Raw genomic sequence first — 26,387 nt, 5'->3', positions numbered from 1 at the left:
TGTCTTAACCGGTCGTCTCTGTTGCTGTCACTGACTTGTCAGGGCGAATTCAGGCCTGCTGGCGCGCTTGCATCTGTTCGATAAAACGATCGAACAGGGGCGCGACATCGTGCGGGCCGGGACTGGCTTCCGGGTGCCCCTGGAAGCTGAACGCAGGCACGTCCGTGCGCTCGATCCCCTGCAGTGAGCCATCAAACAGGGATTTATGGGTTGCGCGCAGGCTGGCCGGCAGCGAGGCCTCATCTACGGCAAAGCCATGGTTCTGGCTGGTAATCATCACGCGGGAGCTGTCCAGGTCCTGCACCGGATGGTTGGCACCGTGGTGACCAAACTTCATCTTTTCGGTGCGCGCACCAGATGCCAGCGCCAGCAGCTGATGCCCCAGACAGATACCAAACACCGGTACACCGCTGGTCAGAATTTCGCGGATTGCAGTGATGGCATAGTCACAGGGCTCGGGGTCGCCGGGACCGTTGGACAGGAACACACCATCCGGATTCAGCGCCAGCACCTCTGCAGCGGGAGTCTGTGCCGGAACCACGGTCAGGCGACAGCCACGCTCGACCAGCATCCGAAGAATGTTGTGTTTTACACCAAAGTCATAGGCCACCACATGGAACGGCAGTTCGCTGTCCGCGCGGTCTTCGTGGCCCACACCCAGCTTCCAGGTGTTCGAGCGCCAGTCGTAGCGTTCGCTGGCGCTGACTTCCTTGGCCAGATCCATCCCCTTGAGTCCCGGGAATTCGCGCGCAGCAGCAAGCGCCTTCTCTTCACTCAGGCTATCACCGGCCATGATGCAGCCGTTCTGAGCACCTTTCTCACGCAGGATGCGCGTCAGGCGACGGGTGTCGATATCGGCAATGCCGACAATGTTATTGGCCTTGAGGTACTGATCCAGCGACTGTTCCGAACGGAAGTTGCTCGCCGCCAACGGCAGATCACGGATCACCAGGCCTGCGGCCCAGGTGCGATCGGACTCGACATCTTCCGCGTTGGCACCGGTATTACCGATGTGAGGGTAGGTCAGGGTCACAATCTGGCGGCAGTAGGAAGGATCGGTCAGGATCTCCTGATATCCGGTCATGGAGGTGTTGAACACCACCTCACCACTGGACTCACCATCGGCGCCAATTGCTATTCCCCTGAAAATGCTGCCGTCTTCAAGGGCTAGAATGGCTGGTCGCGTCAATTGAACCTCCCCGCGCATGCGCTGCATAATCTGGACAGTTGGATAGAATACGTGCAAAAAAGCGAGGCAAAACACGATGTTTACCTCGCTTTCATATGTCTGGCTGTGTTCTGCCTGCATTCGTAGCAGGTTAAACGCCGGTATTCTAGACGATCAGACCCCGGGAGTCCACGCGAAAAGCCCCTTATGGGGCTTGCACTGCGGGCCGGAACCACAACCATCAGGGCCAAATCCCTGTTCAGGCTCACCTGGCAGCAGACACTTTTTGTGAATAAAAATCAGCAGGATACTTGACGCTTCCACTACAGGCTGGTTGAATAGGCGCCTCTTCCAGCCCAGATAGCTCAGTCGGTAGAGCAGGGGATTGAAAATCCCCGTGTCGGCGGTTCGATTCCGTCTCTGGGCACCAAGATTCCGAAGGCCTGCATGAGAATGCAGGCCTTTTTCGTTCATGTCTATTCCTTCTGACCGATCAGCTGCATGAATGCAGCAGTGGTGGCCGTATCCGGCCGCTGCCGATGGCGCAGAATGTACAGCGGCCGACGGATACTCCGCTGCGGCACCAAGCGCACCAGCTCTCCATTCTGAAGCGAGCGCCCCACTACCTGCAGCGACAGGCAACTGATACCCAGCCCGGCCAACACAGCGTGATGAATCGCCTCGGAACTGCCCATCTCCAGCCGGACACTGCCTGCCGTGAGTTCGGGAAACTCCCGCTCCACCACACTGCGTGTACCCGAGCCCTTTTCTCGCATGATCCAGGGCATCTGACCCAGATCTGACACGCTTCCACTCTGACAATGATCCGCTGACGCGACCACTACCATCTCATCGTCACGCCAGTGAGTCAGCGTCAGATCCGGGTGCTGTGCATGCCCCTCCACCAGACCAATATCCAGTTCACAGCGCGCCACCAGACCCGCAATCACTTCAGTATTGGCAATTTCAACCCGACAGCAGGGCTGAGTGGCACTTGCATGCCCCAGCAACTGCGGCAGCAGGTAGTTACCGATAGTGGTACTGGCGCCCACTGCCAAACGCCCCTGGGTACTGATAAACAGCTCATCCAGCTCAACTGCCTGCGCCATCAGCAACTGCGCCCTTGGCTGCAGTCGCCGGCCCGCTTCATTCAGCACCAATCGCTTGCCAACACGATCAAACAACTGCACCCCCAGGCGCTGCTCCAGTTCGGCCAGCGCATTACTGATGGCTGACTGTGACAACGCCACCTGCACCGCTGCTCGCGTTGTCGAACCCTTGGCAGCAATGGCCAGGAAAATTTCCAGCTGACGCAGAGAGATCATTTTTAATACCTATTTTTATGATAGATATTATATAAATTACCCTTTTTACTAATATATTGCAGCCCTATAAGGTAGCCAGCCCAGCCAAGAGGTCTCGCTGCCATGTTCGTTACTCTGCTAAGTCGACATTACCTGTTTACCGGTCTGGCACTGACCTTCTGTCTGACACTGACCGCCCTGTCGCTGGTTCAAATGCCGCTGCCAATATTCCCCCTGCTGGGCCCGCTGACACTGGCCATGTTACTGGGTATGGCAGCAGGCCACTGCAGTCGTTCGGCTTTCACCCAGCAGGCCGAACGTGGACTGCAGTTTACCCGTCACTACCTGCTGCGAGCCGGCATTATCCTCTATGGACTGCGCATCAGCCTGGATGACCTCAGCACTGCCGGCTGGGGCGCTCTGCTGATTGATGCCATTGTGGTCACGACCATCCTGCTCGCGGCAGTCTGGGCCGGGGTGCGCTGGTTTCGACTCGACGTACCGACAGCCCTGTTGATCGGTGCCGGCAGCGCCATTTGCGGTGCCGCTGCCGTTCTGGCAACGGCGCCAACCCTGCGCGCGCGCAACCAGGCCGTACCGGTCGCCATTGCAACGGTTGTACTGTTCGGATCAGCGGCCATGCTGCTGTACCCCTGGCTGTTTACACAAACCTGGGTAATGACGCTGTTTGATGGTTCAGCACGGGACTTTGGCCGCCTTGTCGGCGCCACTACACATGAGGTGGCTCAGGTAACCGCCATAGCCGCCACATTACCGACGGAAGGCGCTCACACGGCCGTGGTCACCAAGCTGATGCGCGTGATGCTGCTGGTACCGGTTCTGCTGGTTCTGAGTCGTTTGTTTCAGCACAGGACAGAGAACAGCGAAACACCGAGGCTGACCATCCCCTGGTTTGCGCTGGCGTTCATGTTGCTGCCGCTGGTGAACAGTCTTGAGCTGATACCAGCCGCCGTGCTGACGTGGCTCCACCATCTGGACCAGCTGCTGCTGGGGATGGCGATGGCCGCCCTGGGATTTGCGACCCGGATCAGCGCGGTTCGCGCAGCAGGCTGGCGCCCACTGGCGCTGGGCGCCTTGCTGTTTGTGTTGCTGCTGACAGGGGGTACCCTGCTGACACTGTTGATCAGCTGAAGGCCCGTGTCGATTCTATACGTCCGATCGCCTGCTCCAGCTCGGCATCCACTTCAGTGGCCTGACCGGCACAGAACTCCAGATCGGTCAGACGGCCATTTTTCAGGCTGTAAACCCAGCCATGTACACTCAGCTCCTGCCCGCGGTGCCAAGCATCCTGCACGATGGTGGTGTTGCAGACATTATAGGCCTGCTCCACTGCATTCAGCTCGCACATCATGTCCACTTGGGCAGGTGTATCCCTCCAGGGGCCGACCAGCGCGCGATGCTTGAAATAAACATCACGAATATTGCGCAGCCAGTTGTCGATCAGACCATGGGAGCGCTTCTCCAGCGCGGCACGTACCCCCCCACAACCATAATGCCCTACCACCATCACATGCTTCACCTTCAACACCTCCACCGCATACTGCAGCACCGACAGACAGTTCATGTCGGTATGCACCACAATATTGGAGACATTACGGTGAACAAACAGCTCGCCGGGCAACAGGTCAACAATCTCGTTCGCGGGCACACGACTGTCGGAGCAGCCAATCCAGAGATACTCGGGAGCCTGCTGGCCTGCCAGTGTAGGGAAGAACTGAGGGTCCTGCTCGCGGATACGGTCAGACCAGTTGCGGTTATTGGTGAAAAGCGTCGACAGTTTCTTCATGTTTTTTCAGTCCGCAGATACAACACAGGCAACGATGGATCACACCGCTGCCTGTCAGGCTCATACAACAAGGAGGTGGGTTAACGGGGGTACTGTTTAACGGTGATACTGGGCACTCAACTCGTGCACCGCGTCTACAAACACCTTGGCGCTTTCCGGATCAACAAACTGATGAATGCCGTGACCCAGGTTGAACACATGACCATTGCCCGGACCAAAGCGCTGCAGAATATCCGCCACCTCGGCACGAATTCGATCGGCCGGCGCGTACAGCACGCTCGGGTCCATGTTGCCCTGCAGCGCAATACGGTCACCAACACGACGACGGGCATCATCGATATTGGTGGTCCAGTCCAGACCCAGCGCATCGGCACCGGCTTCGGCCATCACTTCCAGCCACTGACCGCCGTTCTTGGTGAACAGAATTACCGGTACGCGGCGGCCTTCGTGTTCGCGAATCAGGCCATCAACGATCTGCTTCATGTATTTGAGCGAAAATGCCTGATACATGGGACCGCTGAGCACGCCACCCCAGGTATCGAAGATCTGTACCGCCTGAGCGCCACTGCGGATCTGCTCGTTCAGATAAGTGGTTACCGACTGCGCCAGCTTGTCCAACAGTGCATGCATCACCTCCGGGGTGGCATACATCATCTGCTTGATATGGCGGAAGTCCTTGCTGGAGCCACCTTCGACCATGTAAGTCGCCAGCGTCCAGGGGCTGCCGGAAAAACCAATCAGCGGTACCCGACCGGACAGGGCGCCGCGAATCTCTTTCACCGCCGCCATGACATAGTCCAGATCATTGGCCGCATCCGGAACTGGCAGCTCGGCCACATCCTTCTCGGTACGGACGATTTTTTTGAAGCGCGGGCCTTCACCCTGCTCAAAGTAGAGTCCCAGACCCATGGCATCGGGGATAGTAAGGATATCGGAAAACAGGATGGCCGCATCCAGATCGTAGCGTTCCAACGGCTGCAGCGTCACTTCACAGGCCAGTTCACGGTTTTTGCACAGACTCAGAAAGTCTCCCGCCTGCGCCCGAGTGGCGCGGTATTCCGGCAGGTATCGCCCTGCCTGTCGCATCATCCAGACCGGTGTCACATCGACCGGCTCACGCAGCAGCGCCCGCAGGAAGCGATCATTTTTCAGTTCAGCCATCGCGCTCTCAATCCTGTTCGCAGTTGATTCAAGGCGCCTATTGTAACCGCTAAAAGGCACAAATGCGCATGGGCCTGATCACATCCATCCAATTGCACCGTACAATAACTGGTCTATGGTTAACCCATACTCCATTGACCGCGGCAATGACGGCACTCACATGAACCGATCAACACAACTGATCAGCCTGCCCAGTTCGGCAGACCAGCACGACCATCATTACCACCAGCTGGTTTTTGGTCTTGAAGGCGAAACGGCATTTGAGCTGGTAGGGCACAGCCGAGAAGTCAGCATCGGCCATGGTTGCCTCGTACCCTGCTCGACCGAGCATGTTTTCAGTGGTCTGGGCGAAAACCGCATTCTGGTGGTTAACCTGCCGGCATACAGCGAAGACCGCCAACAACAGGAGCGCGTAGAGCAGTTGTTCCGCAGTGCCCGCTATTTCAACTGCCCACCGCAGTTGCAGTTGCTCTTGCGCACCCTCAGTCGCGAGGTAGAAAGCAGCCCCGAAGACACACTGCTGCTTGAAGCCTGCAGCAACACCTTATTGTGTTCATTGCAGCGCCAGCTGGAATACCTTCCCTTGCCACAGACACGCGGCACCGCCGGACGACTCAATCTTGAGCTGCTGGATGATTACCTTGAGCTGCACATCGAAAGACGGATCAGTGTGGCTGAGCTGGCAGGCCTGTTTTGCCTCAGCAGCAGCCAGTTTTTTGCCCGTTTCAAAACTGAAACCGGCCGCACACCACAGGAATACGTCAGCGAGTACAGGCTGCGGGCTGTGCGCAGCGCACTGGAAAACTCCTCGGCGCCCATTGCACAACTTGCAGGGCGTTTCGGATTTTGCAGCCAGAGCGCGTTGACTCGTGCATTTAGCCAGCGCTTCCAGATTTCACCGGCGCATTATCGGCGCCAACACGGCCAGGCTCTGCCGGAGGATTTGGCAAAACAAGCATAGATTCAGACAAGACCTCTCCGCACAGCCTGTTATTAAATGCAGTTCGAGTGGGCAATCCTGCCCTCTTGAACGGCCGCGACCGACGATACGGCCTGCGTGTTGCAGCCCGCCATCTGCGGAGAAGAGTTGAGGAAAAGTCTATGTTCAAAGCGATTGATGCCCTGCATCCGGGATACATCGAGCAGCCACTGGAAACGCTCCAGGCGCAGATTTCCCCGCTTTATGCCATCGACGAGGGCCAATGGCTGCGTGAGCTGATGCCACTCGCAGAACCCACCCGCGATCAGATCAGCAGCACCGAAGCCACCGCCACTCGCCTGATTGAGCAGGTGCGTGCGGATGATGGCGCCATCCACATGATCGATGCCCTGTTGCTGGAATACAGCCTGGACACCCGCGAGGGGATCCTGTTGATGTGCCTGGCTGAAGCACTGATGCGGGTACCTGACGCCGAGACGGCCGACGCCCTGATCCGCGACAAACTCAGTGTGGCCGACTGGAAAAGCCATCTTAAACACTCGGATTCCGTACTGGTCAACGCCTCCACCTGGGGCCTGCTGCTGACCGGCAAGGTCGTAACCCTGGACGAACGCGAAGACGGCACACCGTCCGGTGTCATCAACCGTCTGGTCAATCGCCTTGGCGAGCCTCTGATCCGAAAGGTCATGCAGCAGGCGATGAAGATCATGGGCCATCAGTTCGTACTCGGCCGCAATATCGATGAAGCCATGAAACGCGGCAGCGACTTTCGCCAAAAGGGCTATACCTACTCCTTCGACATGCTCGGCGAAGCGGCACTGACGCGTACCGATGCAGCCAAATACCTGAACGATTACAGCAACGCCATAAACTTTGTCGGCAACTATCAGGACAAAAAGGCCAAGGGACCCAAGCCCAGCGTATCGATCAAACTGTCCGCCCTGCACCCTCGCTACGAGCCCGGCCAGGAAGAACAGGTCATGCAGCAACTGTTCGAGACCGTGCTTAAGCTGATTCGTCAGGCACGGGCACTGGATGTCGCGATCACCATCGATGCCGAAGAGGCCGACCGACTTGAGCTGTCACTGGAACTGTTCCAGAAGCTGTATCAGCACTCTGACTGTCAGGGCTGGGGCGGCTTCGGACTGGTTGTGCAGGCTTACTCCAAGCGTGCGCTGCCGGTACTCGTCTGGCTGGCCGCACTGGCAAAACAGCAGGGAGATCTGATACCGCTGCGCTTGGTCAAGGGCGCCTACTGGGACTCTGAAATCAAGCTGTGCCAGCAGAAAGGACTGGATGGCTATCCGGTCTACACCCGCAAGGAGGCCACCGATGTATCCTATCTGGCCTGTGCCCGCTTTCTGCTCAGCGACCACGTCAAGGGCCTGATCTGGCCACAGTTTGCCAGTCACAATGCGCATACCGTGGCCGCAATCATGACCGAAGCACAGCACAACCTGTTCGAATTCCAGCGCCTGCACGGCATGGGTGATGCTCTGTACGACCGCGTACTGGAACAGGCCGGTGTTGCCGTGCGCATCTACGCCCCGGTGGGCAATCACAAGGATCTGCTGCCCTATCTGGTGCGTCGCCTGTTGGAAAACGGTGCCAACAGCTCATTCGTACACCGACTGGTCGATGCACGCTGCCCGATCAGCGATCTGGTAGAGCATCCCTGGCAAACCCTGAACAAGCGTGATCCACTGCATAACCCACGCATCCCCCTGCCGCGCAATATCTACGGTGACAAGCGTCTGAACTCGCGCGGCCCGAACATTGACATTGCGGCTGAATGGCAACCGTTCAGTGCCGACATTCAACGCTGGCTCAACCACCAGTGGCAGGGAGGGCCGATCATCAATGGCCAGCGCCTGACGACCGGCACCGAAATTCAGGTAAAGGCACCCTATGATCACCGTATCAGCGCCGGCCAGGTACACTTTGCCGACAGCGCCTGTGTAGAACAGGCGATTGCCGCCGCACAGGACGGCGCTCCATCATGGCAACAAACCCCGGTAGGAGTGCGCACACAGGCACTGATGCGACTGGGTGACCTACTGGAACAGCATCTGGCCGAGCTGGTTGCACTGTGCCATCAGGAAGCGGGCAAAACCATTCAGGACGGGATTGATGAAGTGCGCGAAGCGGTGGACTTCTGCCGCTATTACAGCCTGCAGGCCGACCAGCTCTTCAGCTCTCCGCTTGAGCGCACCCTCGCAGACGGCAGTCACTGCCGAATGATCCGCAAGGGTCGGGGTGTGTTTGTCTGTATCAGCCCCTGGAACTTTCCGCTGGCCATTTTCCTCGGCCAGATTACGGCCGCACTGGCAGCCGGCAACACGGTCATCGCCAAACCCGCCGAACAGACCAGTCTGATCGCCGGCCGCGCCATCGAGCTGATGCTGGAAGCCGGCATCCCCGGCAGCGCCATTCAACTGTTGCCCGGCGATGGCGCCACCGTCGGCGCCCCCCTGACAAGCGATCCACGCATTGCCGGCGTCGCCTTTACCGGCTCCACCGAAACCGCTCGCCTGATCAATCGCGCTCTGGCCGCACGAGATGCTGACCCGGTTCCCCTGATTGCCGAAACCGGCGGTCAGAACGCCATGATCATTGACTCGACGTCATTGCCCGAACAGGTGGTGAAGGATGCCGTGCAGTCCGCTTTCGTATCGGCAGGTCAGCGCTGTTCGGCTCTGCGCGTACTCTGTGTACAGAGCGATATCGCCGATCGCATCATCGACCTGCTGCAGGGTGCCATGGCCGAGCTGAAAACCGGCAACCCCTGCCTGCACAGCACGGATGTCGGCCCTGTCATTGACACCGAAGCACAGCAGGGTTTGCTGAGCTATATCGATCAGATGAAGAGTCATGCCAAGCTGCTGGCTCAGACGCCGCTGCACGCAGACGCGGATCAGGGCACCTTCGTACCGCCCACTGCCTTTGAGATCGACTCCATCGAACGACTGGGCCGCGAGCAATTCGGTCCGATCATGCACCTAGTGCGCTATAAGGCCCGCGACCTGGACAGGCTGATCGATCAAATCAACCACTGCGGCTATGGTCTCACGCTCGGCATTCACAGTCGTAACGAAGGCACCGCAGCACATATCGAGTCACGTGCGCGCGTTGGCAATACCTACATCAACCGCAACCAGGTCGGCGCCACCGTCGGCGTACAGCCGTTCGGCGGGCAAGGTCTGTCCGGTACGGGTCCAAAGGCCGGTGGCCCGCACTATTTGCTACGCTTTACTCAACTGGCTACGGCAGCCACGCCCAAGGCGGAGGAAGAATGATGCACACCACTGATACACTGGATATTCAGGCAACCGCCATCTGGGAAGCATGGAACCGCCGTGGCTTTGCCGACCGCTGCCGACTGCTGGAACCGGTCCTGGACCAGCTGCCGGCCCATGCCGAAGCGGCTGCCACCGCTCGTCTGGCTCGGCAATTACTGCAGGATGCCGCGGCTTTGGAGCCTGTTATCGCCCTGCCGGGACCGACCGGCGAATCCAATGAACTGTACCTCACCGGGCGCGGTGTAGTGCTTGTATTGGGTAACCAGCAGAGCACACACTCCCTGATCACCTGCCAGTTGCTCGCAGCACTGGCCTGCGGTAACGCCGTAGCCCTGCACTGGCCCGAACAGGCCGAGTGGTCAAGCGCCCTCGTGGATGCCTGTCACCAGGCCGGTGTGCCCAAGGGCGCATTGATGCTCAGCGAAACGACCTCTTCCGAGGATCTGCTGCAAACGCCAGACCTCCGACTGGTGATCAGCAGCGGAACGCCTGAACAGACCAGAACCCTCAACCGCACTCTGGCTGCTCAGGACGGTGTGTTGATTCAACTGGTGGCGGAAACCGATACCGTCAACTGCCCCCAGCTTGTGAGCCCTGATTTCCTGTTGCGACTGGTCACGGAGAAAACCCGGACCATTAACACCACCGCTGTCGGCGGCAACGCTACCCTGCTCGAACTGGGGAGCAGCGCCGTGTGACGTATAATCCACTGAGGTGCATGCGGCACCGGATGTGGAGCTAACTGACCACTCCCGGCTTCTCTGAACCACCGGCACGGGAGTGGCGCAAATAACAGAACCCCCACCGGGGGATTGCAGAGAGGCTTTTTGCATGATTGAAAGCAGCTATGCCGTTTACGGCACCTTTATCGTCTATCTTATCCTGATGCTGGGGATTGGCCTTTATGCCTATCGCCGCACAGCGAGTTCATCCGACTACTTCCTCGGCGGGCGCTCTCTCGGGCCCTGGCCGGCGGCACTTTCTGCTGGCGCTTCCGACATGAGTGGCTGGCTGCTGTTGGGGCTTCCCGGCTATGCCTTCACTTCAGGGCTTGAGTCACTTTGGCTTGCGGGCGGCTTGCTGCTTGGAACCTGGGCCAACTGGCGCTTTACCGCACAGCGCCTGCGCACCTACAGCATCGAAGCGGGTGACGCCCTGACATTACCCGAATACTTCGCCAATCGCTTCTGTGACAACACCCGCCTGATTCAGATCATATCCGCCTTTTTTGTACTGCTGTTTTTCCTGTTCTATACCAGTTCAGGCCTGGTCGCCGGCGGCAAACTGTTCGAGACCGTATTCGGGCTTGAGTACAGCACAGCGTTGATCGTCGGCACCATCTGTATTGTCTCCTACACCCTGTTCGGCGGCTTTCTGGCGGTATCCTGGACCGACCTGGTGCAAGGCCTCTTGATGGCAGCTGCATTGCTGATTGTCCCCATCGCGGTGATTCAGGCGGATGGCGGCTTTGGCGCCATGTGGAGTGCCGTTGAAGCACGCAACCCTGATCTGCTGACACTGTTCAGCGGTACCGATGGGGAAGCACTCGGCTTTATTGCAATCATCTCGCTGGCTGCCTGGGGCCTGGGCTATTTTGGTCAGCCCCACATCCTCGCCCGTTTCGCGGCCTGTCGAAGCAACAAGGACATCAATACAGCTCGCCGCATCGCCGTGGGCTGGACGGGTCTCTCTATGGCCGGTGCAATTCTGGTCGGTCTGGCAGGCATGGTCTATGTTGAAGCCGAGCTCGGCGGTGTACTGCAAGACGGCGAGACCATTTTCATGCTGCTGGTGAACGCCATCTTCCATCCGATCATCGCCGGCATCCTGCTGGCTGCCATTCTGGCCGCGATCATGAGTACCGCTGACTCTCAGCTGCTGGTGTCCTCTTCAGCACTGGCTGAAGACTTTTACAAGCAGTTGCTGCGCAAGAACGCCTCACAGAAAGAGATCGTCATGGTCGGCCGTCTTGCGGTAATCGGCCTGTCGTTTGTTGCCATGATGCTCGCCTTCGATCCAGACAGCACTGTGCTTGGACTGGTTTCCTATGCATGGGCAGGTTTTGGTGCAGCCTTCGGCCCTGCACTGCTGATCAGCCTGTACTGGAAGAACATGACCCGGAACGGCGCATTGGCCGGTATCGTGATCGGTGCTGTAACCGTTGTTGTATGGAAACAGCTCAGCGGCGGCCTGTTCGACATGTACGAGATTGTACCGGGCATCGTGTTCGCCACGGTTGCGATCTTTGTTGTATCGAAACTGGGCAGCCAGCCTGACGAAGAGATCCAGGCCCAGCACCAGCGGATGCTGAAAAACCTGTAACAATTCGAGCCCCCTCATCCAAGGGGCTTTAGACGCCCATTAAAAAACCGGATGCCATCACAGCATCCGGTTTTTTATGCACTGACCACCCGACAACGAGTGGCAAGCCAGGCAATCAGACTTCGAGGAAGTCCAGAATACCTTCAGCGGCCTTGCGGCCTTCATCAATTGCGGTCACCACCAGGTCAGAGCCCCGGACCATGTCACCACCGGCGAACACCTTGGCATTGCTGGTCTGAAACGCGAAGCGACCCACTCCCTGCGGCTGAGCCACTGTCTTGATACGGCCGTCTTCATGCAGCTCGATATCAAAGTCTGCAAACCAGGGCGCAGGGCTTGGACGGAAACCAAACGCTACCAAGACAGTATCAACCGGCAGAACCTCTTCAGAGCCGGGCACAATTTCAGCACGGCGACGGCCATTTTCGTCCGGCTCACCCATGCGGGTGGTCACCAGCTTAACACCGGTTACCTTGCCGTTCTCGCCAACCACTTCCACCGGCTGACGGTTGAACATGAACTGCACACCCTCTTCGCGGGCGTTTTCCACCTCACGCTTGGAGCCCGGCATGTTCTCTTCGTCACGACGGTAGGCACAGATGACCGACTCGGCACCCTGACGGATGGAGGTACGGTTACAGTCCATGGCGGTATCACCGCCACCCAGCACAACCACCTTCTGACCCTTGACGCTGATGTATTCAGACGGGTCCTGCTCATAACCGAGGCAGTGATTCACGTTGGAGATCAGGAACGGCAGTGCATCATACACACCGTCCAGCTCTTCTCCGGGGAAGCCGCCTTTCATGTAGGTGTAGGTACCCATACCCATGAACACAGCATCGTACTCGTCCATCAGCTGCTGCATGGTTACATCCTTGCCCACCTCGGTGTTGAGGCGGAACTCGACGCCCATCTCTTCAAAGATCTGGCGGCGACGGCTCATGACGCTTTTTTCGAGCTTGAACTCCGGGATGCCGAAGGTCAGCAGGCCGCCGATCTCGGGGTAGCGATCGAACACCACCGGCTTAACGCCGTTACGTACCAGAACGTCGGCACAGCCGATACCGGCAGGGCCGGCACCGATCACGGCAACCTTCTTGTCGGTCCACTCGACATTGGACATGTCAGGCTTCCAGCCCATGGCGAACGCGGTGTCGGTGATGTACTTCTCAACCGAGCCGATGGTGACGGCGCCAAAACCGTCATTCAGCGTACAGGCACCTTCACACAGGCGGTCCTGCGGACATACACGGCCACACACTTCCGGCAGCGAGTTGGTCTGATGACTCAGCTCCACCGCTTCCATGATATTCCCCTCGGTCACCAGTTTGAGCCAGTTGGGGATAAAGTTGTGCACCGGGCACTTCCATTCACAGTAGGGATTGCCACATTCCAGGCAGCGGTGTGCCTGGGAGGATGCATCCTTGGGCTGGAACGGCTCATAAATTTCTGCAAACTGCTGTTTGCGAATATTGGCCGGCACTTTTTCCGGCCCCTGACGGCCAACGTCAATAAACTGAAAATCGTTCTTCAGACGGTCAGTCATTTTACCACCTCGTCCGATACCTGCCGCAGGGGCAGGTACCGCAGTTAGTCTTTCTCTGTGCTTACTCGGGACGCACACGCACTGTGTTCAGAAGATCATTCAGACTTGCAGCCTTGGGCTTGACCAGCCAGAACTTGCCGCAATAGTCATAGAAGTTATCCAGAATCTCCTGACCCCAGGCACTGCCGGTTTCGGCCGTGAACTCCTCAATCACCGAGCGCAGGTGGTTCTTGTAGGACTCCATCTGCTCGGTCGCAATGCGGTGGATATCCACCAGCTCATGGTTGTACTTGTCGACAAAGGTGTTGTCGCGGTCCAGTACATACGCAAAGCCACCGGTCATACCGGCACCGAAGTTGTAACCGGTCTCGCCCAGCACCGTCACCATACCCCCGGTCATGTACTCACAGCAGTGATCACCGGCGCCTTCAATTACGGCATGGCAACCGGAGTTACGCACACCGAAACGCTCACCGGCACGGCCGGCCGCGAACAGCTTGCCGCCCGTTGCGCCATACAGGCAGGTGTTGCCGAGAATGGCGGTATCCTGGGACTTGAACGTGGCTTCAGCAAACGGACGTACCACCACCTTGCCACCGGCCATACCCTTGCCGACATAGTCGTTGGCATCGCCTTCCAGCAGCAGGTGCTGACCACCCGCGTTCCAGACACCAAAGGACTGGCCGGCATGACCGCGGAAGCGGAATACGACCGGTTTGTCTTCCATACCCAGATTGCTGTGATGACGGGCAATCAGGCCAGAGGTGCGCGCGCCTACCGAGCGGTCGCAGTTGGTGATCTCAAGTGTCCACTCACCACCAGACTTGCTCTCGATCGCCTGCTGCGCCAGCTCCAGCATGTGGGTGTTCAGGCTACCCGGATCATAGGGCTCGTTACGCGCCTGCTGACAGGTGTGCGGATACTCTGCCGGTACACCGGCAGTGCCGATGATGGGCTCCAGATCCAGATGATTCTGCTTGTCGGTCACACCCGGCAGAATTTCCAGCAGGTCTACACGGCCGATCAGTTCATCAAAGCTGCGCACACCTACCTGAGCCATCAGCTGGCGAGTCTCTTCAGCCACAAAGCGGAAGAAGTTTTTCACCATCTCGACGGTGCCACGGAAGTGCTCGTCCCGCAGGTCCTTGCGCTGAGTGGCAACACCGGTCGCGCAGTTGTTCAAATGACAGATACGCAGATATTTACAGCCCAGCGCGACCATCGGCATGGTACCGAAACCGAAGCTCTCCGCACCCAGAATAGCGGCCTTGATTACGTCCAGGCCGGTTTTCAGACCACCGTCTGTCTGCAGACGAATCTTGCCACGCAGGTGGTTGGCACGCAGTGCCTGATGTGCATCGGCCAGACCCAGCTCCCAGGGAGAGCCCGCATAGTGGATGGAGGTCAGCGGAGATGCCGCCGTACCGCCGTCATAACCGGAGATGGTGATCAGATCCGCATAGGCCTTGGCCACACCGCAGGCGATGGTGCCCACACCCGGACGGGAGACCAGCTTGACGGAAACCAGCCCTTCTGGATTGATCTGCTTCAGATCGAAAATCAGCTGCGCCAGATCCTCGATCGAGTAGATATCATGGTGCGGAGGTGGTGAAATCAGTGTCACGCCCGGCACGGAGTAGCGCAAGCGCGCGATCAAGGCATTCACCTTGCCACCCGGCAACTGGCCACCCTCACCTGGCTTGGCACCCTGGGCCACCTTGATCTGCATCACGTCGGCGCTCATCAGATATTCCGGCGTAACACCGAAACGGCCGGATGCGACCTGCTTGATCTTGGAACGCTTGTTGGTACCGTGACGGGCAGGGTCTTCACCACCTTCACCGGAGTTGGAGCGACCGCCCAGCTCGTTCATCGCCACTGCCAGCGCTTCATGCGCTTCCGGCGACAGCGCACCAAGCGACATGGCTGCACTGTCAAAGCGCGTGAAGATATTCTCGACCGGCTCAACCTGATCCAGCGGGATGGGCTTCAGGCCTTTCTTCAGGCCCAGCAGATCACGCAGGGTCGCAACACCACGCTGATTCACCAGTTCGGCGTAACGTGCGTAAGCATGCTTGTCACCCGTGGTAACCGCTTCATGGATGGTTTTGACCACATCCGGGTTGTAGGCGTGGTACTCGGCACCATGGACATACTTGAGCAGACCACCCTGCTGAATCGGCTTGCGGGCACTCCAGGCTTCCTGCGCCAGCAAAGACTGCTCCTGCTGGAAATGCGTGAAGCGGGCGCCTTCAATTCGGCTGCACACACCACGGAAACAGAGATCGACCACTTCGCTGGACAGGCCAACAGCTTCAAACAGCTGAGCGCCACGGTAGGAAGCGATGGTGGAGATGCCCATCTTGGACAGGATCTTCAACAGGCCCTTGTTAATGCCCTTGCGGTAGTTCTCATGTGCCTGCAGCGGCTCCAGCGGCAGCTCACCGGTGCGACAGAGATCGTTCAGCACGCGGTAGGCCAGGTACGGATATACCGCCGTCGCACCGAAACCGAACAGTACGGCAAAGTGATGCGGATCACGTGCGGTGCCGGTCTCAACAATCAGGTTGGTTTCGCAACGCAGGCCCTTTTCGACCAGGTGGTGATGCACTGCGCCGGTTGCCATCGCGGCATGAATCGGCAGCTGGCCGCGCTGCAGGTAGGCGTCGGTCAGTACCAGCAGCGTCACGCCATTGCGAGCGGCATCCTCGGCCTTGGCACACAGATCACGCAGCGCCTGCTCAAGCCCGATCTCGGGATCATACTGCAGATCCAGATCAAGCGAGTCGAAGCCATCCAGCTGGCACTTGCGCATGAACTGGAACTTGCTCGCGGACAGAACCGGCGTCGTCAAAATCAGGCGACGCGCATGCTCAGGCGTTTCCTCGAATACGTTCTGCTCGGCACCGATACAGGTTTCCAGCGACATCACGATCGCCTCACGCAGAGGGTCGATCGGCGGGTTGGTTACCTGAGCAAATTGCTGACGGAAGTAGTCATAAGGTGAACGAATACGGCTGGACAGCACTGCCATCGGCTTGTCGTCGCCCATGGAGCCAACCGCTTCCATCCCGGTCTCACCCAGCGGACGCAGTATCTGATCACGCTCTTCAAAGGTGACCTGATACATCTTCATGTGCTGCTTGGTTTCTTCCGGCGACATTTCGCGGAACGACTGCGACTCCTCCTGGAAGCTCATGGTCTGTTCCAGGCGAATCGCATTGTCCTTCAGCCACTGCTTGTAGGGCTGGGCGGACTTGAGCTTGTTATCCACATCCTTGGTGTGCAGCACTTCACCGGTCTGGGTATCAATCGACAGGATCTGACCCGGCCCGACACGGCCCTGTGCCACGATATCTTCCGGCTTGTAGTCGAACACGCCGATTTCAGATGCCGTGCAGATGTAGCCATCGCGAGTCGTGACCCAGCGTGACGGACGCAGACCGTTGCGATCGAGCATGCACACCGCATAGCGACCGTCGGTCATGACCATACCGGCCGGACCGTCCCAAGGCTCCATGTGCATGGAGTGGAAGTCGTAGAAGGCCCGCAGGTCGGAGTCCATGGTTTCAACATTCTGCCAGGCCGGCGGAACAATCATGCGCACGGCACGGTACAGATCCATACCCCCAACCAGCAGAAACTCCAGCATGTTGTCCATGCTGGACGAGTCGGAGCCCGTGGTGTTGACGATCGGCTGCAGCTCTTCAATATTGGGCAGCATTTCGGTCGAGAATTTGGTGCGGCGCGCACGGGCCCAGTTACGGTTACCATCAATGGTATTGATCTCACCGTTGTGTGCCAGGAACCGGAACGGCTGCGCCAGCGGCCAGCGTGGCGCGGTGTTGGTCGAGAAACGCTGGTGATAGGTACAGATGGCCGTTTCAAGGCGCGGGTCGTTCAAGTCCTGATAGAACACCGGCAGATCCACCGGCATCATCAGCCCTTTATAGGAAAGCACCTTGTCGGACAGACTGCAGATATAAAAATCAGGGTCATCGGAAAGCGCAATTTCAGCCTTGCGACGGGCAGTAAAAAGACTGATTGCGAATTCACGCGGGCTTTTGCCGTTGGGATGAATAAAGACTTGTTCGATCTGGGGTAGGGTATCTTTAGCGATGGGACCAAGACAGCTGTCATTGGTGGGGACTTGTCTCCAGCTCAACACTTGCAACCCTTCGGCCTGCAGCGCTGAGCCAAGCTGCTCGCGAGCTACAGACGCCTGCTGCGCCTCGGGAGACAGAAATACCATCCCCACTGCATAGTGTTCGCCCAGCTCGACGCCCAGCTCTTCGGCAGCAACGGTCCGCAGGAAACCGTCTGGTTTCTGCATCAGCAATCCACAGCCGTCCCCGGTCTTGCCATCAGCAGCAATACCTCCGCGGTGTGTCATGCACGCCAGTGCCTGGATCGCCTTGTCCAACAGATCATGGCTGGCCTGACCCTGCATATGGGCCATCAGGCCGAAACCACAGTTATCCTTGAACTCCCCGTGGCGATAAAGACCTTTATTCATACGCCGACCTCACTAAAACTCTTTTAAATCAAGAAGTTATCTAACTTCCTTTCTCCCGCTGATCAAATTGTGGGCAAAAAGGGGAAGCAATTCTACCTATGGAAGAGGTCGGACTCAAGAGAATTGTTGTCAATATTGCACCACAATGGTGCAATAAGGCAAAAATAGTTGCGATATATGCACTATGTTGGTGCATTCATAATTGAGGCCATGATACAACCCCTTGCTGCAAAATTATTTTTTACGGATATCGGCTTTTACGCCGGCGATTGATCGTGCCCAGGGGCGAAGTCTACGCAGTGATTCCGGCAAACCGGCCACCGCATTGGTTGCCGCCGCCCGGTCAGCATACTGACCATACACGACCACATGCCAGGGAGCCCCCTTGAAAACCGTCTGGAAATAATAGAACCGCTGGGGCTGCTCCTGCGCCTGAATAAAGTCTCTGACGCTGGTTTCTGAACGCGCACCCATGACCTGAAGGGTGTAGCCCTGCTCCGGCCAGCCAAGCAGCTCCTCTTCCCTCAGCCATTGCTGCGCCACACCCCCTGCCTCAGCAGCAGTCTGGGGTTTGGGCTCCGGTTTGGGCTCCGGTTTGGGCTCTGGTTTGGGCTCTGGTTTGGGCTCTGGTTTGGGTTCCGGTTTGGGTTCCGGTTTGGGCTCTGGCTTGGGTTCAACTTCAGGTTCTGCCAGTACTGGAGGCTCGGATACAGCCGGCTCACCGGGGGCGGTACTGACGTCAACAGAGTTCGACTCTGTATCACTGGCCACAACCCGGTTTTCAGGTTCAACCTCTGCTTCTGCCTCTGTGACCTCAGATGCTTGCGCTGATACTGCGGGTGAATCCTGAACAGTCTCAATTCGCAGCGCAGGCTCCGGCCTCACCGACAAAGGCAACGTAATTCTTTCAGCCACTACCGGGGCTGCGTCTTCATCCGGCAGGTACTGCCATAGTGCAATACCAAACACCAGCAGAAGCACCAGAATGGCAGCACTAATATGCTTGGGTGGCAAAGGTAATCGACTGCTACCTGAGGACTTTAAACGGCCGCTGCGCAAGAGTTCGATCACCTGATCACGTAACCGCCCGGGATACCCCTGTGAACGCTCAACCAGCGCCGCCAACTGCCGCTTGCTCAACTCAATGCCGTCAGGCAACAAAGACTCTACAAAATCGGCCGATTCATCCGGCATAAATGGGTCAAGCCTTTCAACATGCAGATGGCTTTCCAGCTGCTCAGCCAAGCCAAGTCCGCGGAAGCGCTCTTCAAACTCGGCAGTTCCAGTCAGCAAGACTCGTGGCGGCACGCCCTTTTCGAACGTGGCGAAATTCACCAGCAGTTCAAGCGCGTTATTGGTCAGAAAATCGGCATCATCAATCAGAAGAATCAACGGCAGGCCATCTTCACGCAGCTGCCTGGCCAATATGTGCATCTGCTTCAGGCGCTGCCGGTTGTCAGCCGCCGGCTCAAAATCGAGCGCCTGCGTCAGCTGAAGCAGCAAATTTGTTACATCAGTTGTTTCATCAAGCCGCAGCCTGACAGCGCGACCCAAACTCCCATTGTCATCAGGCACAAGCTGTTCCAGCAAGGCCGACTTGCCGACACCTGTTTCACCAATAATCAGCATGACAAAATCAGAGAAGCGCACCAGATGTTGCAGCTTATCCCTCTGCTGCAGGCGAGATTCCGGTTCGTAATAATGGGTCGGGATACTCATGACGTCCTGTCCTGTTATCCGATCTGCCCCAGGGACTGGCCACAGATCAGGGTGTGTTCGAGTTTTTCCGATGGGAAATCAGCCGTAACAACGCCCTGCCCAATGCGCTTAAGCAGAACAAGCCGCAGGCTGCCGTCGATAACCTTCTTGTCTACCGACATCAGTTCCATAAACCGCGCACTGCTCATCGTTTCAGGCGGCGCAACAGGCAGCCCTGCCGCCAGCAGAATACGCTCTATGCGTGCCAGCTCGGCCGAATTCAACCAACCCAGTCGGGCAGAAAGGTTGGCTGCCATCAGCATCCCTGCACCAACCGCTTCACCGTGCAGCCAACTGCCATACCCCTGATCAGTCTCGATTGCGTGACCAAAGGTATGGCCAAGATTCAACAACGCCCTCACGCCTGACTCTCGCTCGTCCTGTGCCACGATCTCAGCCTTGATTTCACATGAGCGATAGATGGCATAAGCGAGCGCTTCAGGGTCCCGTGCTCGCAGCGCCTGCATGGATGACTCCAGCCAGTCAAGAAATGCGGCGTCATGAATCAAGCCGTACTTGATCACCTCAGCCAGACCGGCAGACAACTCACGCTCAGGCAGACTGTTGAGCACATCAGTTGCCGCAAGCACCGCCTGTGGCTGATGAAAGGCACCGATCATGTTTTTGCCCAGCGGATGATTCACACCCGTCTTGCCACCAACCGATGAGTCGACCTGTGACAGCAGTGTCGTGGGTGCCTGGATAAAATTAACGCCTCGCTGATAACTGGCCGCCGCAAAACCGGTCATATCGCCAACGACACCACCACCCAGCGCAACCAGCGTAGTGGTGCGGTTATGCCGCTTCTCCAGCAACGCATCGAAGATCAGATTGACGTGCTGCAGGTCCTTGTAGGCTTCACCATCCGGCAGAATCACGCTATCCACCTGCTTGTCAGGAAACTGTTGCAGCAGTGCATCAAGGTAAAGCGGCGCAACAGTTTCATTGCTGACCACCATCACCTGACGACCTTTCACATATGACTGCAGCAGGTTTTGCTGCAACAGACCCTGGCCGATAAAGATGGGGTAGCTGCGGACGCCAAGGTCGACCGTCAATGTCTGCATGAAAACAGTCTCCGGAAACAGGTTGAATCAGATTTTTTTCAGCGGCTGCTGTCGCTTCAGGAAACGAATAATATCATTTACCACGCCACGCGGGTGGCGCCGATCGGTACGAATCAACAGATCGCAGCAATCCCGGTAAAGCGGGTCGCGCTGTTCGATCAACTGTTCCAGTACGGCTCGCGGATTTTCCGTCTGTAACAAAGGACGGTTGCGGTCCTTTGCCGTGCGCTCCAGTTGCTGTTCAATTGAGGTCTGCAGGTAGACAACCGTCCCCCGGCTCTGCAAGTTGCGACGATTGGCCTCACGCAGCACCGCACCGCCTCCGGTAGCAAGGACGATATTATCCAGCTGACTTAGTTCATCGATAGCCGTTTCTTCACGCTGACGAAAGCCCTCTTCGCCTTCCACATCGAAAATCCACGGAATATTGGTTCCGGAGCGCGCTTCGATCTCACGGTCAGAGTCGTGAAATTCCAGTCCAAGCTCCTGAGAAAGCAAACGCCCTATGGTGCTTTTGCCAGCACCCATAGGGCCAATTAGGAAAACGTTCAAATTTTTACAGCTCTGTTCTTATCGTCTGAGCGACTCACGGATCATCTGTGGAGTGATGAAAATCAGGAGTTCTGTTTTCTCACTGCTGCTAATCTTGTTACGGAAAGCAGCTCCGATCAGCGGCAAGTCACCAAAGAAGGGCACTTTTTCAACGCTGTCCAAGGTTTGCTGTTCAAAAACCCCACCCAGCACAACCGTCTCTCCATCATTAACGACTACAGAGGTCATCAAGTTACGCGTATTGATGATTCGGTTACCCAGCTCATCGTACACCTCACCCAGTTTGTCATCCGCGATATCAATTTCCAGCTGGACCTTATCGCCCGGAATCAACTGTGGAGTAACATCCAGCTTGAGTACGACTTCTTTCCATTCAGCGACATCAATCTGATTGGTGTCATCGTCACGCTCCAAAACCGGTATTTCCTGACCTGACTTTATAGTAGCCTTCTTGCCATTAGTCGTAATGACCTTGGGCTGCGATATTATTTCGCCACGTCCATCACTTTCCAGGGCAGATAACTCAGCGCTGAGAAGGAAGTTGTTGCTGATGAAACCGATGGCCAAGGAACCAACTGCATCCGGCACGCCCAAATCGACCTGCAAATTCTGATTCTGTCGGCCTACTGAGTCCCTTGCTCCACTGTCAACAATACCACCATCCCCTTGCGTTGGATTTAAAGCACCTGAACCTACTGTCCAGCCCCCTCCTCTTGTATTTCTGTCAGAAAAGCCCCACCGCACACCGATATTCTTTGCAAAATCAGTGGTAGCCGTCACCAATCGTGCCTGAATCAATACCTGCGGCACTTCCAGATCAAAGCGTTTGATTGTATTTCTGATCTCTTCAAGCTGCCTGGAGGTTTCACGTACCATCAAAGTGTTGGTTTCGTCATCAGCGAGGATAAAGCCGCGCTCTGAAACCATTTTGGCTTCCTCGATCCGCGTCCGGATATCAGACGCCTTGCGGTAATCGATCTGAATAAAGTCGGTCACCAACGGCGCAAGCTCCTTCTCCTGTTGCTGACTCTGCATCTCCAGCGCTTCACGCTCAGAGATTTCTGTTGCAGTACCCACTAGCAGCACATTACCCGCCTCGCGCTTGTCCAGCCCCTTGGTCTTCAGCACGATATCCAGCGCCTGATCCCAGGGTACGTTCTTCAGGCGCAGAGTGATGGTGCCCTGAACATTATCGCTGACCACCAGGTTTTTCTCGGCAACTTCAGCAATGATCTGCAACACGGTACGAATTTCAACATTCTGGAAATTCAGGTCGATCTTTTCACCGGTATAAGGGAACAGGTTCCGCTGATCTTCCCGTTCCTGGCGGGTCAGAGGCTTAAAGTCCACCACCAGCTGATTGCCGCTCTGATAGGCCATATAGTCGTACGGCTCAGCTGAAGGCTTGATCAGGATCGTGGCATTCTCGCCCTGTACCATGGAATCGATGAACAGCACCGGGGTAGCAAAGTCCTGCACGTCCAGGCGCTGCTCAAGCGCATCTGACAGGCCAGCACCCAGCAGGTTGATAACAACGTTATTGCCTTCTTCAACGATATCAAGACCTGCCTGCGAGTCTGTCAAATCGATGGTTACCCGGCCACGGTTGCCATCGATACGCTGAAAGTCGATACCGCGCACACGGGTACGATCATCGGCCGCTGCCGGCATGCGCGCACCTTCACGCGGCACAGCTGCAGGCGCGGCAGCAATTGCTGGTGCACTGGTTCCACGTACGGTGTCTGCACTCTGACCACCCAGCTCGATAAACAGGCTGTTGTTTTCGGTGTAGGTTTTATAGCCTGCCGACCCTGTCAGGTTTGTGACAATCCGCAGCCGGCCGTTGGCTTCGGCAAAATGCAGACTATCAACGTCACCGGATTTGACCGACAGCGTCTTGCTGGCCATCTCATTGCGCGCGCCCCAAAAATCCATCACCAGACGAGGCGGGCTTTCGATCATGTAGGCCTTGGGTACCGGTGGCGGCACATCAAAGTCGAGCCGTACTTCTACCTTCTTGCCGGGCAGAGAGACGAAGGAGGCGTTCTGCAGCGCTGCATCCTGGGCCGCTGCCGTACGCCCGATAAGGGCCAGCGCCAGCATACTCAGCAGGAGCCAGAAGCGAGTCTGGCGTCCGGGCTGCATCCGGTGGGTTTCGGTCCGTCTGTATGTATTCACGGTCTGCATCCTTATCAATCCTGCTCTTCAATATTCAGAGTACGGGGACGTTTCATCCAACCGCCTCGTCCGTTGGAGATAATTTCTACAATTTCCAGCCTGCGCTCGTTAACCGAGACGATTTCACCATAGTCGTTGCCGAGGTAGTTGCCAGTTGCAACGCGGTGAACCTCATTGTTAGGGTCCTTGATCAAGGCCCACAGCGCCTCGCTGCCCGGCGCGGTGATGGTGCCCACCATCGTCAGCTGATCGACCGAGAAGTCTTCCAGATATTCCTTGGGCCGCTCGGTATCAGGAATAAGGTTGTCTTCAGCGGTGAAGTCTCGATCAGAGCCATCGTTTCGGATGAGAGGCCGGAAGGGATCTCGCAGACTTGCCCCCTCATACACAAAGCTCTCATAGGGCTTGAAGGTCGGCAGAGGCTCAACCTTGCCACTGGGCTTGGCTTGCTGCTCACGGGTGTAGCGTTTCAGGTCTTCGGTGTCATCCACCCAGATACAACCTGATAAAGGCAGCAGCAGCAACAGTGCCAGCCCGAGACGCATTCCCTGTCTTTCCTTATTTTGTATCATCATAGCGGTAAGTCTTCGCGCTGATTTCCATGGTCAAACTGTTATCTCCGCCGGGCTGGAGCGAGAAGTCATGCAGCGTCACAATACGCTTGATTGCGGCCACACCACTGACAAACTCACCCATCTGATGGTAGTTGCCACGCACCAGGATGCGTATGGGCAACTCGACGTAGAACTGTTCGCGCTTTTCAGGCTGTAAAGCGATCAGGTCAAATTCCAGGCCCGCTGAACGCCCGATTTCGGTAATGTCTTCCAGCAGACCAGGCACTTCCTTGTCGGTCGGAAGCTGCTTCAGCAACTCGGCAAACCGACCTTCCACATCTGCCATCTGCTTTCGCAGCGCATCAAGACTGGCAACCTGAAACGCCTTGCGCTGGTATTCCTGCTTCAGCTCCTGCTCTTTGGTGATTTCACGCTCAACGGCAGCATGCTTGTCCTTGATCAGGAAGTGAACACCGGCACCCACAATAATGGCAAACACAAGAAGATAGACGATCACCTTGATGCCGATGGGCCAGTTACCGGCCTGATTGACATCAACATTGTTGAAGTCAAAACCCTGAAAGGCTTTTTTGAGACCGTTCATTTCCATCAGTTGGCCTCCTCCGCTTTCGGACGGGTCATACCCGCTTTCATGTTGAAGCGCTTCAACCCTTCAGACTTGTCGACTCGGCTCAGGTCAGGCTCACTGAACCAGATTGACCCGTCCAGACGACGCATCAAAGAGGATACATCATTGTTATCATCAGCAAGTCCATCGATGGTAATTGTCTCACCTCGACGAACAAGGCTCTGGTAGTAGATACCGTCAGGCAGCACACGGACCATTTCATCGAAGTTTCGTACAATAACCGGACGGTTGCCCTGCAATTGCTGAATCGCATTGAGACGTTCCAGCAGGCGCTCACGCTTGGCACGAAGTTCTTCAATTTCCTTGATTTTCTGGTCCAGCTTCACGATCTCGGCTCGGAGGTAGCTGTTACGCGCGTCCTGCCGGTCAGCCTGAAGATCGTAGTAGTAACTGACACCCAGCACGACAACCACACCGAGCAGCGCTGCACCGACCATATTGCCGATAAAGCGCTTCTGCAGCCTTTCGTTGCGCTCTTCGCGCCAGGGTCTTAGGTTAATACGCGCCATACATAATCCCTGTGATCCCTAAATTTCGAAGCTTCGTTGAGCCAGCCCACATGCCTTCAACAGAGTTGGGGCATCCTTTTCCAGTCGCGCCGTGTTGATTCTTGGTCCGATTTGCATGGTTTCGAAGGGGTTGGCAACCTGTGTTGTCACACCGATCTCTTCTTCAATCATTTCGGCCAGACCATCCAGCCCTGAAGTTCCGCCTGCCAGGTAAAGCTTACCCAACTGACCCTGAGAGCCGGAAGAGTAATAGAACTGCAGCGCACGTGACACCTGTTGTACCACGCTCTGACGGAACGGCAAAACCAGCATTTCCATGGTTGCGCTGTCCAGATCACCACCACTGAGCAGCCGCTCCACTTCCGCCACTTCAATGCCCTTGTGCTGGTGGATCATATTGGTCAGGTCATTGCCACCAAACGCCTGTTCGCGATTGTAGATGATGCGGTTGCCACGGAATACGTTGAGCGTCAGCGTAGCCGCACCGATATCGACCACCCCTATCACGGCACTCGGGTCTGTTTCCCCTTCCAGCAGAGGCAAGGTGCGTTCAATGGCATAGGTGTCGATATCAACCACTTCGCACTTCAGGCCCGAGCCGTTAATCGCATCTTCGCGGCTGTCCACGTCATCACGGCGACAGGCCACCAGAAGGATTTCATTCAGCTCCGGGGCCTTTTCAACCGGCCCAAGCACTTCGAAGTCCAGTGCAACTTCGTCAAGCGGGTAGGGAATGAACTGGTCGGCTTCGACCTGCACCTGGTCTTCAAGATCCAGACCGGCGAATGCATTGCTGATTTCAAGACGTTTGGTAATAACGGCAGAGGAAGGGACAGCGGTAACGGCATGGGTCAATTTGATGCCGCACATCTTGAGACCCCGCTCAATTGCGTCCGAAACCTCGGGAGGGATCTCCACGTTGCCATCTACGACCGCCGTCGGAGGCAACGGTGCTATAGCATAGCCTTCAATCTGATATGACTGTCCATGTTTTGTGAGTGCTACCAACTTGACAGAAGAGGACCCGATATCCACTCCCACCCAGCCAGCAGAT

19 protein-coding genes and 1 tRNA gene are annotated in these 26,387 nt (G+C 56.9%); 6 read left to right on the top strand and 14 right to left on the bottom strand.

The features are described from left to right. Positions 1-49: 49 nt before the first annotated feature. The gene (carA, locus tag ABIE60_RS06360) at positions 50-1,189 is read right to left on the bottom strand and encodes a glutamine-hydrolyzing carbamoyl-phosphate synthase small subunit (protein WP_354468600.1); all 1,140 of its coding nucleotides are present in this window, start codon (positions 1,187-1,189) and stop codon (positions 50-52) included. Positions 1,190-1,522: 333 nt separating this feature from the next. Here carA and ABIE60_RS06355 point away from each other — a divergent pair. Then, a tRNA-Phe gene (locus tag ABIE60_RS06355) sits at positions 1,523-1,598 on the top strand. 46 nt (positions 1,599-1,644) lie between these two features. Here the strand turns inward: ABIE60_RS06355 and ABIE60_RS06350 are convergent. Further along, the gene (locus ABIE60_RS06350; protein ID WP_354468599.1) at positions 1,645-2,493 is read right to left on the bottom strand and encodes a LysR substrate-binding domain-containing protein; all 849 of its coding nucleotides are present in this window, start codon (positions 2,491-2,493) and stop codon (positions 1,645-1,647) included. A gap of 102 nt (positions 2,494-2,595) precedes the next feature. Here ABIE60_RS06350 and ABIE60_RS06345 point away from each other — a divergent pair, with 102 nt between their 5' ends. Then, positions 2,596-3,624: a YeiH family protein gene (locus tag ABIE60_RS06345; protein ID WP_354468598.1), complete on the top strand. Its 1,029-nt coding sequence runs from the start codon at positions 2,596-2,598 to the stop codon at positions 3,622-3,624. Here ABIE60_RS06345 and can read toward each other — a convergent pair. Next, positions 3,617-4,279, bottom strand: coding sequence for a carbonate dehydratase (gene can, locus ABIE60_RS06340; protein WP_354468597.1), 663 nt, complete (start codon positions 4,277-4,279; stop codon positions 3,617-3,619). The genes ABIE60_RS06345 and can overlap by 8 nt on opposite strands. A 96-nt stretch (positions 4,280-4,375) precedes the next feature. Further along, positions 4,376-5,440, bottom strand: a complete 1,065-nt coding sequence (gene hemE, locus ABIE60_RS06335; RefSeq protein WP_354468596.1) for a uroporphyrinogen decarboxylase — start codon at positions 5,438-5,440, stop codon at positions 4,376-4,378. A gap of 160 nt (positions 5,441-5,600) precedes the next feature. On the opposite strand from hemE, the gene ABIE60_RS06330 reads away from it, so the two are divergent. The 4 genes from ABIE60_RS06330 to putP all read left to right on the top strand — a co-directional run bounded on the left by ABIE60_RS06330 (position 5,601) and on the right by putP (position 12,001). Then, positions 5,601-6,401: an AraC family transcriptional regulator gene (locus ABIE60_RS06330; protein ID WP_354468595.1), complete on the top strand. Its 801-nt coding sequence runs from the start codon at positions 5,601-5,603 to the stop codon at positions 6,399-6,401. Between the two features lie 140 nt (positions 6,402-6,541). Continuing rightward, positions 6,542-9,676: a bifunctional proline dehydrogenase/L-glutamate gamma-semialdehyde dehydrogenase PutA gene (gene putA / locus ABIE60_RS06325; protein ID WP_354468594.1), complete on the top strand. Its 3,135-nt coding sequence runs from the start codon at positions 6,542-6,544 to the stop codon at positions 9,674-9,676. Beyond that, complete coding sequence (locus ABIE60_RS06320) at positions 9,676-10,377, top strand: aldehyde dehydrogenase family protein (protein ID WP_354468593.1); 702 nt, start codon at positions 9,676-9,678, stop codon at positions 10,375-10,377. The genes putA and ABIE60_RS06320 overlap by 1 nt, the downstream gene beginning before the upstream one ends. Positions 10,378-10,510: 133 nt before the next feature. Continuing rightward, positions 10,511-12,001 (top strand): sodium/proline symporter PutP, encoded by a 1,491-nt coding sequence (gene putP, locus ABIE60_RS06315; protein WP_354468592.1) that lies wholly within the window; start codon positions 10,511-10,513, stop codon positions 11,999-12,001. A gap of 115 nt (positions 12,002-12,116) precedes the next feature. Here putP and ABIE60_RS06310 read toward each other — a convergent pair whose 3' ends face one another. The 10 genes from ABIE60_RS06310 to pilM form a co-directional block, all read right to left on the bottom strand. After that, the gene (locus ABIE60_RS06310) at positions 12,117-13,550 is read right to left on the bottom strand and encodes a glutamate synthase small subunit GltD family protein (protein WP_354468591.1); all 1,434 of its coding nucleotides are present in this window, start codon (positions 13,548-13,550) and stop codon (positions 12,117-12,119) included. Between the two features lie 61 nt (positions 13,551-13,611). Continuing rightward, complete coding sequence (gene gltB / locus ABIE60_RS06305) at positions 13,612-18,066, bottom strand: glutamate synthase large subunit (RefSeq protein WP_354468590.1); 4,455 nt, start codon at positions 18,064-18,066, stop codon at positions 13,612-13,614. Positions 18,067-18,300: 234 nt separating this feature from the next. Then, entirely contained in the window at positions 18,301-19,785 is a 1,485-nt protein-coding gene (locus tag ABIE60_RS06300; protein ID WP_354468589.1) for an SPOR domain-containing protein, read from the bottom strand. A gap of 14 nt (positions 19,786-19,799) precedes the next feature. Next, positions 19,800-20,891 (bottom strand): 3-dehydroquinate synthase, encoded by a 1,092-nt coding sequence (gene aroB, locus ABIE60_RS06295; RefSeq protein ID WP_354468588.1) that lies wholly within the window; start codon positions 20,889-20,891, stop codon positions 19,800-19,802. A gap of 27 nt (positions 20,892-20,918) precedes the next feature. After that, positions 20,919-21,443, bottom strand: coding sequence for a shikimate kinase AroK (aroK, locus tag ABIE60_RS06290; protein WP_354468587.1), 525 nt, complete (start codon positions 21,441-21,443; stop codon positions 20,919-20,921). 18 nt (positions 21,444-21,461) lie between these two features. Further along, positions 21,462-23,630, bottom strand: a complete 2,169-nt coding sequence (locus tag ABIE60_RS06285; RefSeq protein ID WP_502914943.1) for a type IV pilus secretin PilQ — start codon at positions 23,628-23,630, stop codon at positions 21,462-21,464. A 5-nt stretch (positions 23,631-23,635) separates the two neighbouring features. Next, positions 23,636-24,166 (bottom strand): pilus assembly protein PilP, encoded by a 531-nt coding sequence (locus tag ABIE60_RS06280; RefSeq protein WP_354468585.1) that lies wholly within the window; start codon positions 24,164-24,166, stop codon positions 23,636-23,638. A 13-nt stretch (positions 24,167-24,179) separates the two neighbouring features. Then, positions 24,180-24,785 carry a type IV pilus inner membrane component PilO gene (locus ABIE60_RS06275; protein WP_354468584.1) on the bottom strand — a complete coding sequence of 202 codons (606 nt, stop codon included), beginning with the start codon at positions 24,783-24,785 and terminating at the stop codon, positions 24,180-24,182. Continuing rightward, positions 24,785-25,333: a PilN domain-containing protein gene (locus ABIE60_RS06270; RefSeq protein WP_354468583.1), complete on the bottom strand. Its 549-nt coding sequence runs from the start codon at positions 25,331-25,333 to the stop codon at positions 24,785-24,787. Before ABIE60_RS06270 ends, ABIE60_RS06275 begins: the two co-directional genes overlap by 1 nt. Positions 25,334-25,351: 18 nt before the next feature. After that, positions 25,352-26,368: a type IV pilus assembly protein PilM gene (gene pilM / locus ABIE60_RS06265; RefSeq protein WP_354468646.1), complete on the bottom strand. Its 1,017-nt coding sequence runs from the start codon at positions 26,366-26,368 to the stop codon at positions 25,352-25,354. Positions 26,369-26,387: the final 19 nt, after the last annotated feature.

It is taken from the genome of Marinobacterium sp. MBR-109 (assembly GCF_040547565.1).
In the GTDB taxonomy this organism is placed as follows: Bacteria; Pseudomonadota; Gammaproteobacteria; order Pseudomonadales; family Balneatricaceae; genus Marinobacterium.
The sequence above is the reverse complement of the archived record's forward strand: the minus strand, read 5'-3'. Positions and strand labels throughout refer to the sequence as shown.

Bases quoted from the DNA above. Each gene is read 5' to 3' on its own strand.
- ABIE60_RS06350 (WP_354468599.1), bottom strand. From the start codon at position 2,493: ATGATCTCTCTGCGTCAGCTGGAAATTTTCCTGGCCATTGCTGCCAAG.
- ABIE60_RS06345 (WP_354468598.1), top strand. From the start codon at position 2,596: ATGTTCGTTACTCTGCTAAGTCGACATTACCTGTTTACCGGTCTGGCA.
- can (WP_354468597.1), bottom strand. From the start codon at position 4,279: ATGAAGAAACTGTCGACGCTTTTCACCAATAACCGCAACTGGTCTGAC.
- hemE (WP_354468596.1), bottom strand. From the start codon at position 5,440: ATGGCTGAACTGAAAAATGATCGCTTCCTGCGGGCGCTGCTGCGTGAG.
- ABIE60_RS06330 (WP_354468595.1), top strand. From the start codon at position 5,601: ATGAACCGATCAACACAACTGATCAGCCTGCCCAGTTCGGCAGACCAG.
- putA (WP_354468594.1), top strand. From the start codon at position 6,542: ATGTTCAAAGCGATTGATGCCCTGCATCCGGGATACATCGAGCAGCCA.
- ABIE60_RS06320 (WP_354468593.1), top strand. From the start codon at position 9,676: ATGCACACCACTGATACACTGGATATTCAGGCAACCGCCATCTGGGAA.
- putP (WP_354468592.1), top strand. From the start codon at position 10,511: ATGATTGAAAGCAGCTATGCCGTTTACGGCACCTTTATCGTCTATCTT.
- ABIE60_RS06310 (WP_354468591.1), bottom strand. From the start codon at position 13,550: ATGACTGACCGTCTGAAGAACGATTTTCAGTTTATTGACGTTGGCCGT.
- gltB (WP_354468590.1), bottom strand. From the start codon at position 18,066: ATGAATAAAGGTCTTTATCGCCACGGGGAGTTCAAGGATAACTGTGGT.
- ABIE60_RS06300 (WP_354468589.1), bottom strand. From the start codon at position 19,785: ATGAGTATCCCGACCCATTATTACGAACCGGAATCTCGCCTGCAGCAG.
- aroB (WP_354468588.1), bottom strand. From the start codon at position 20,891: ATGCAGACATTGACGGTCGACCTTGGCGTCCGCAGCTACCCCATCTTT.
- ABIE60_RS06285 (WP_502914943.1), bottom strand. From the start codon at position 23,630: ATGCAGACCGTGAATACATACAGACGGACCGAAACCCACCGGATGCAG.
- ABIE60_RS06280 (WP_354468585.1), bottom strand. From the start codon at position 24,166: ATGCGTCTCGGGCTGGCACTGTTGCTGCTGCTGCCTTTATCAGGTTGT.
- ABIE60_RS06275 (WP_354468584.1), bottom strand. From the start codon at position 24,785: ATGGAAATGAACGGTCTCAAAAAAGCCTTTCAGGGTTTTGACTTCAAC.
- ABIE60_RS06270 (WP_354468583.1), bottom strand. From the start codon at position 25,333: ATGGCGCGTATTAACCTAAGACCCTGGCGCGAAGAGCGCAACGAAAGG.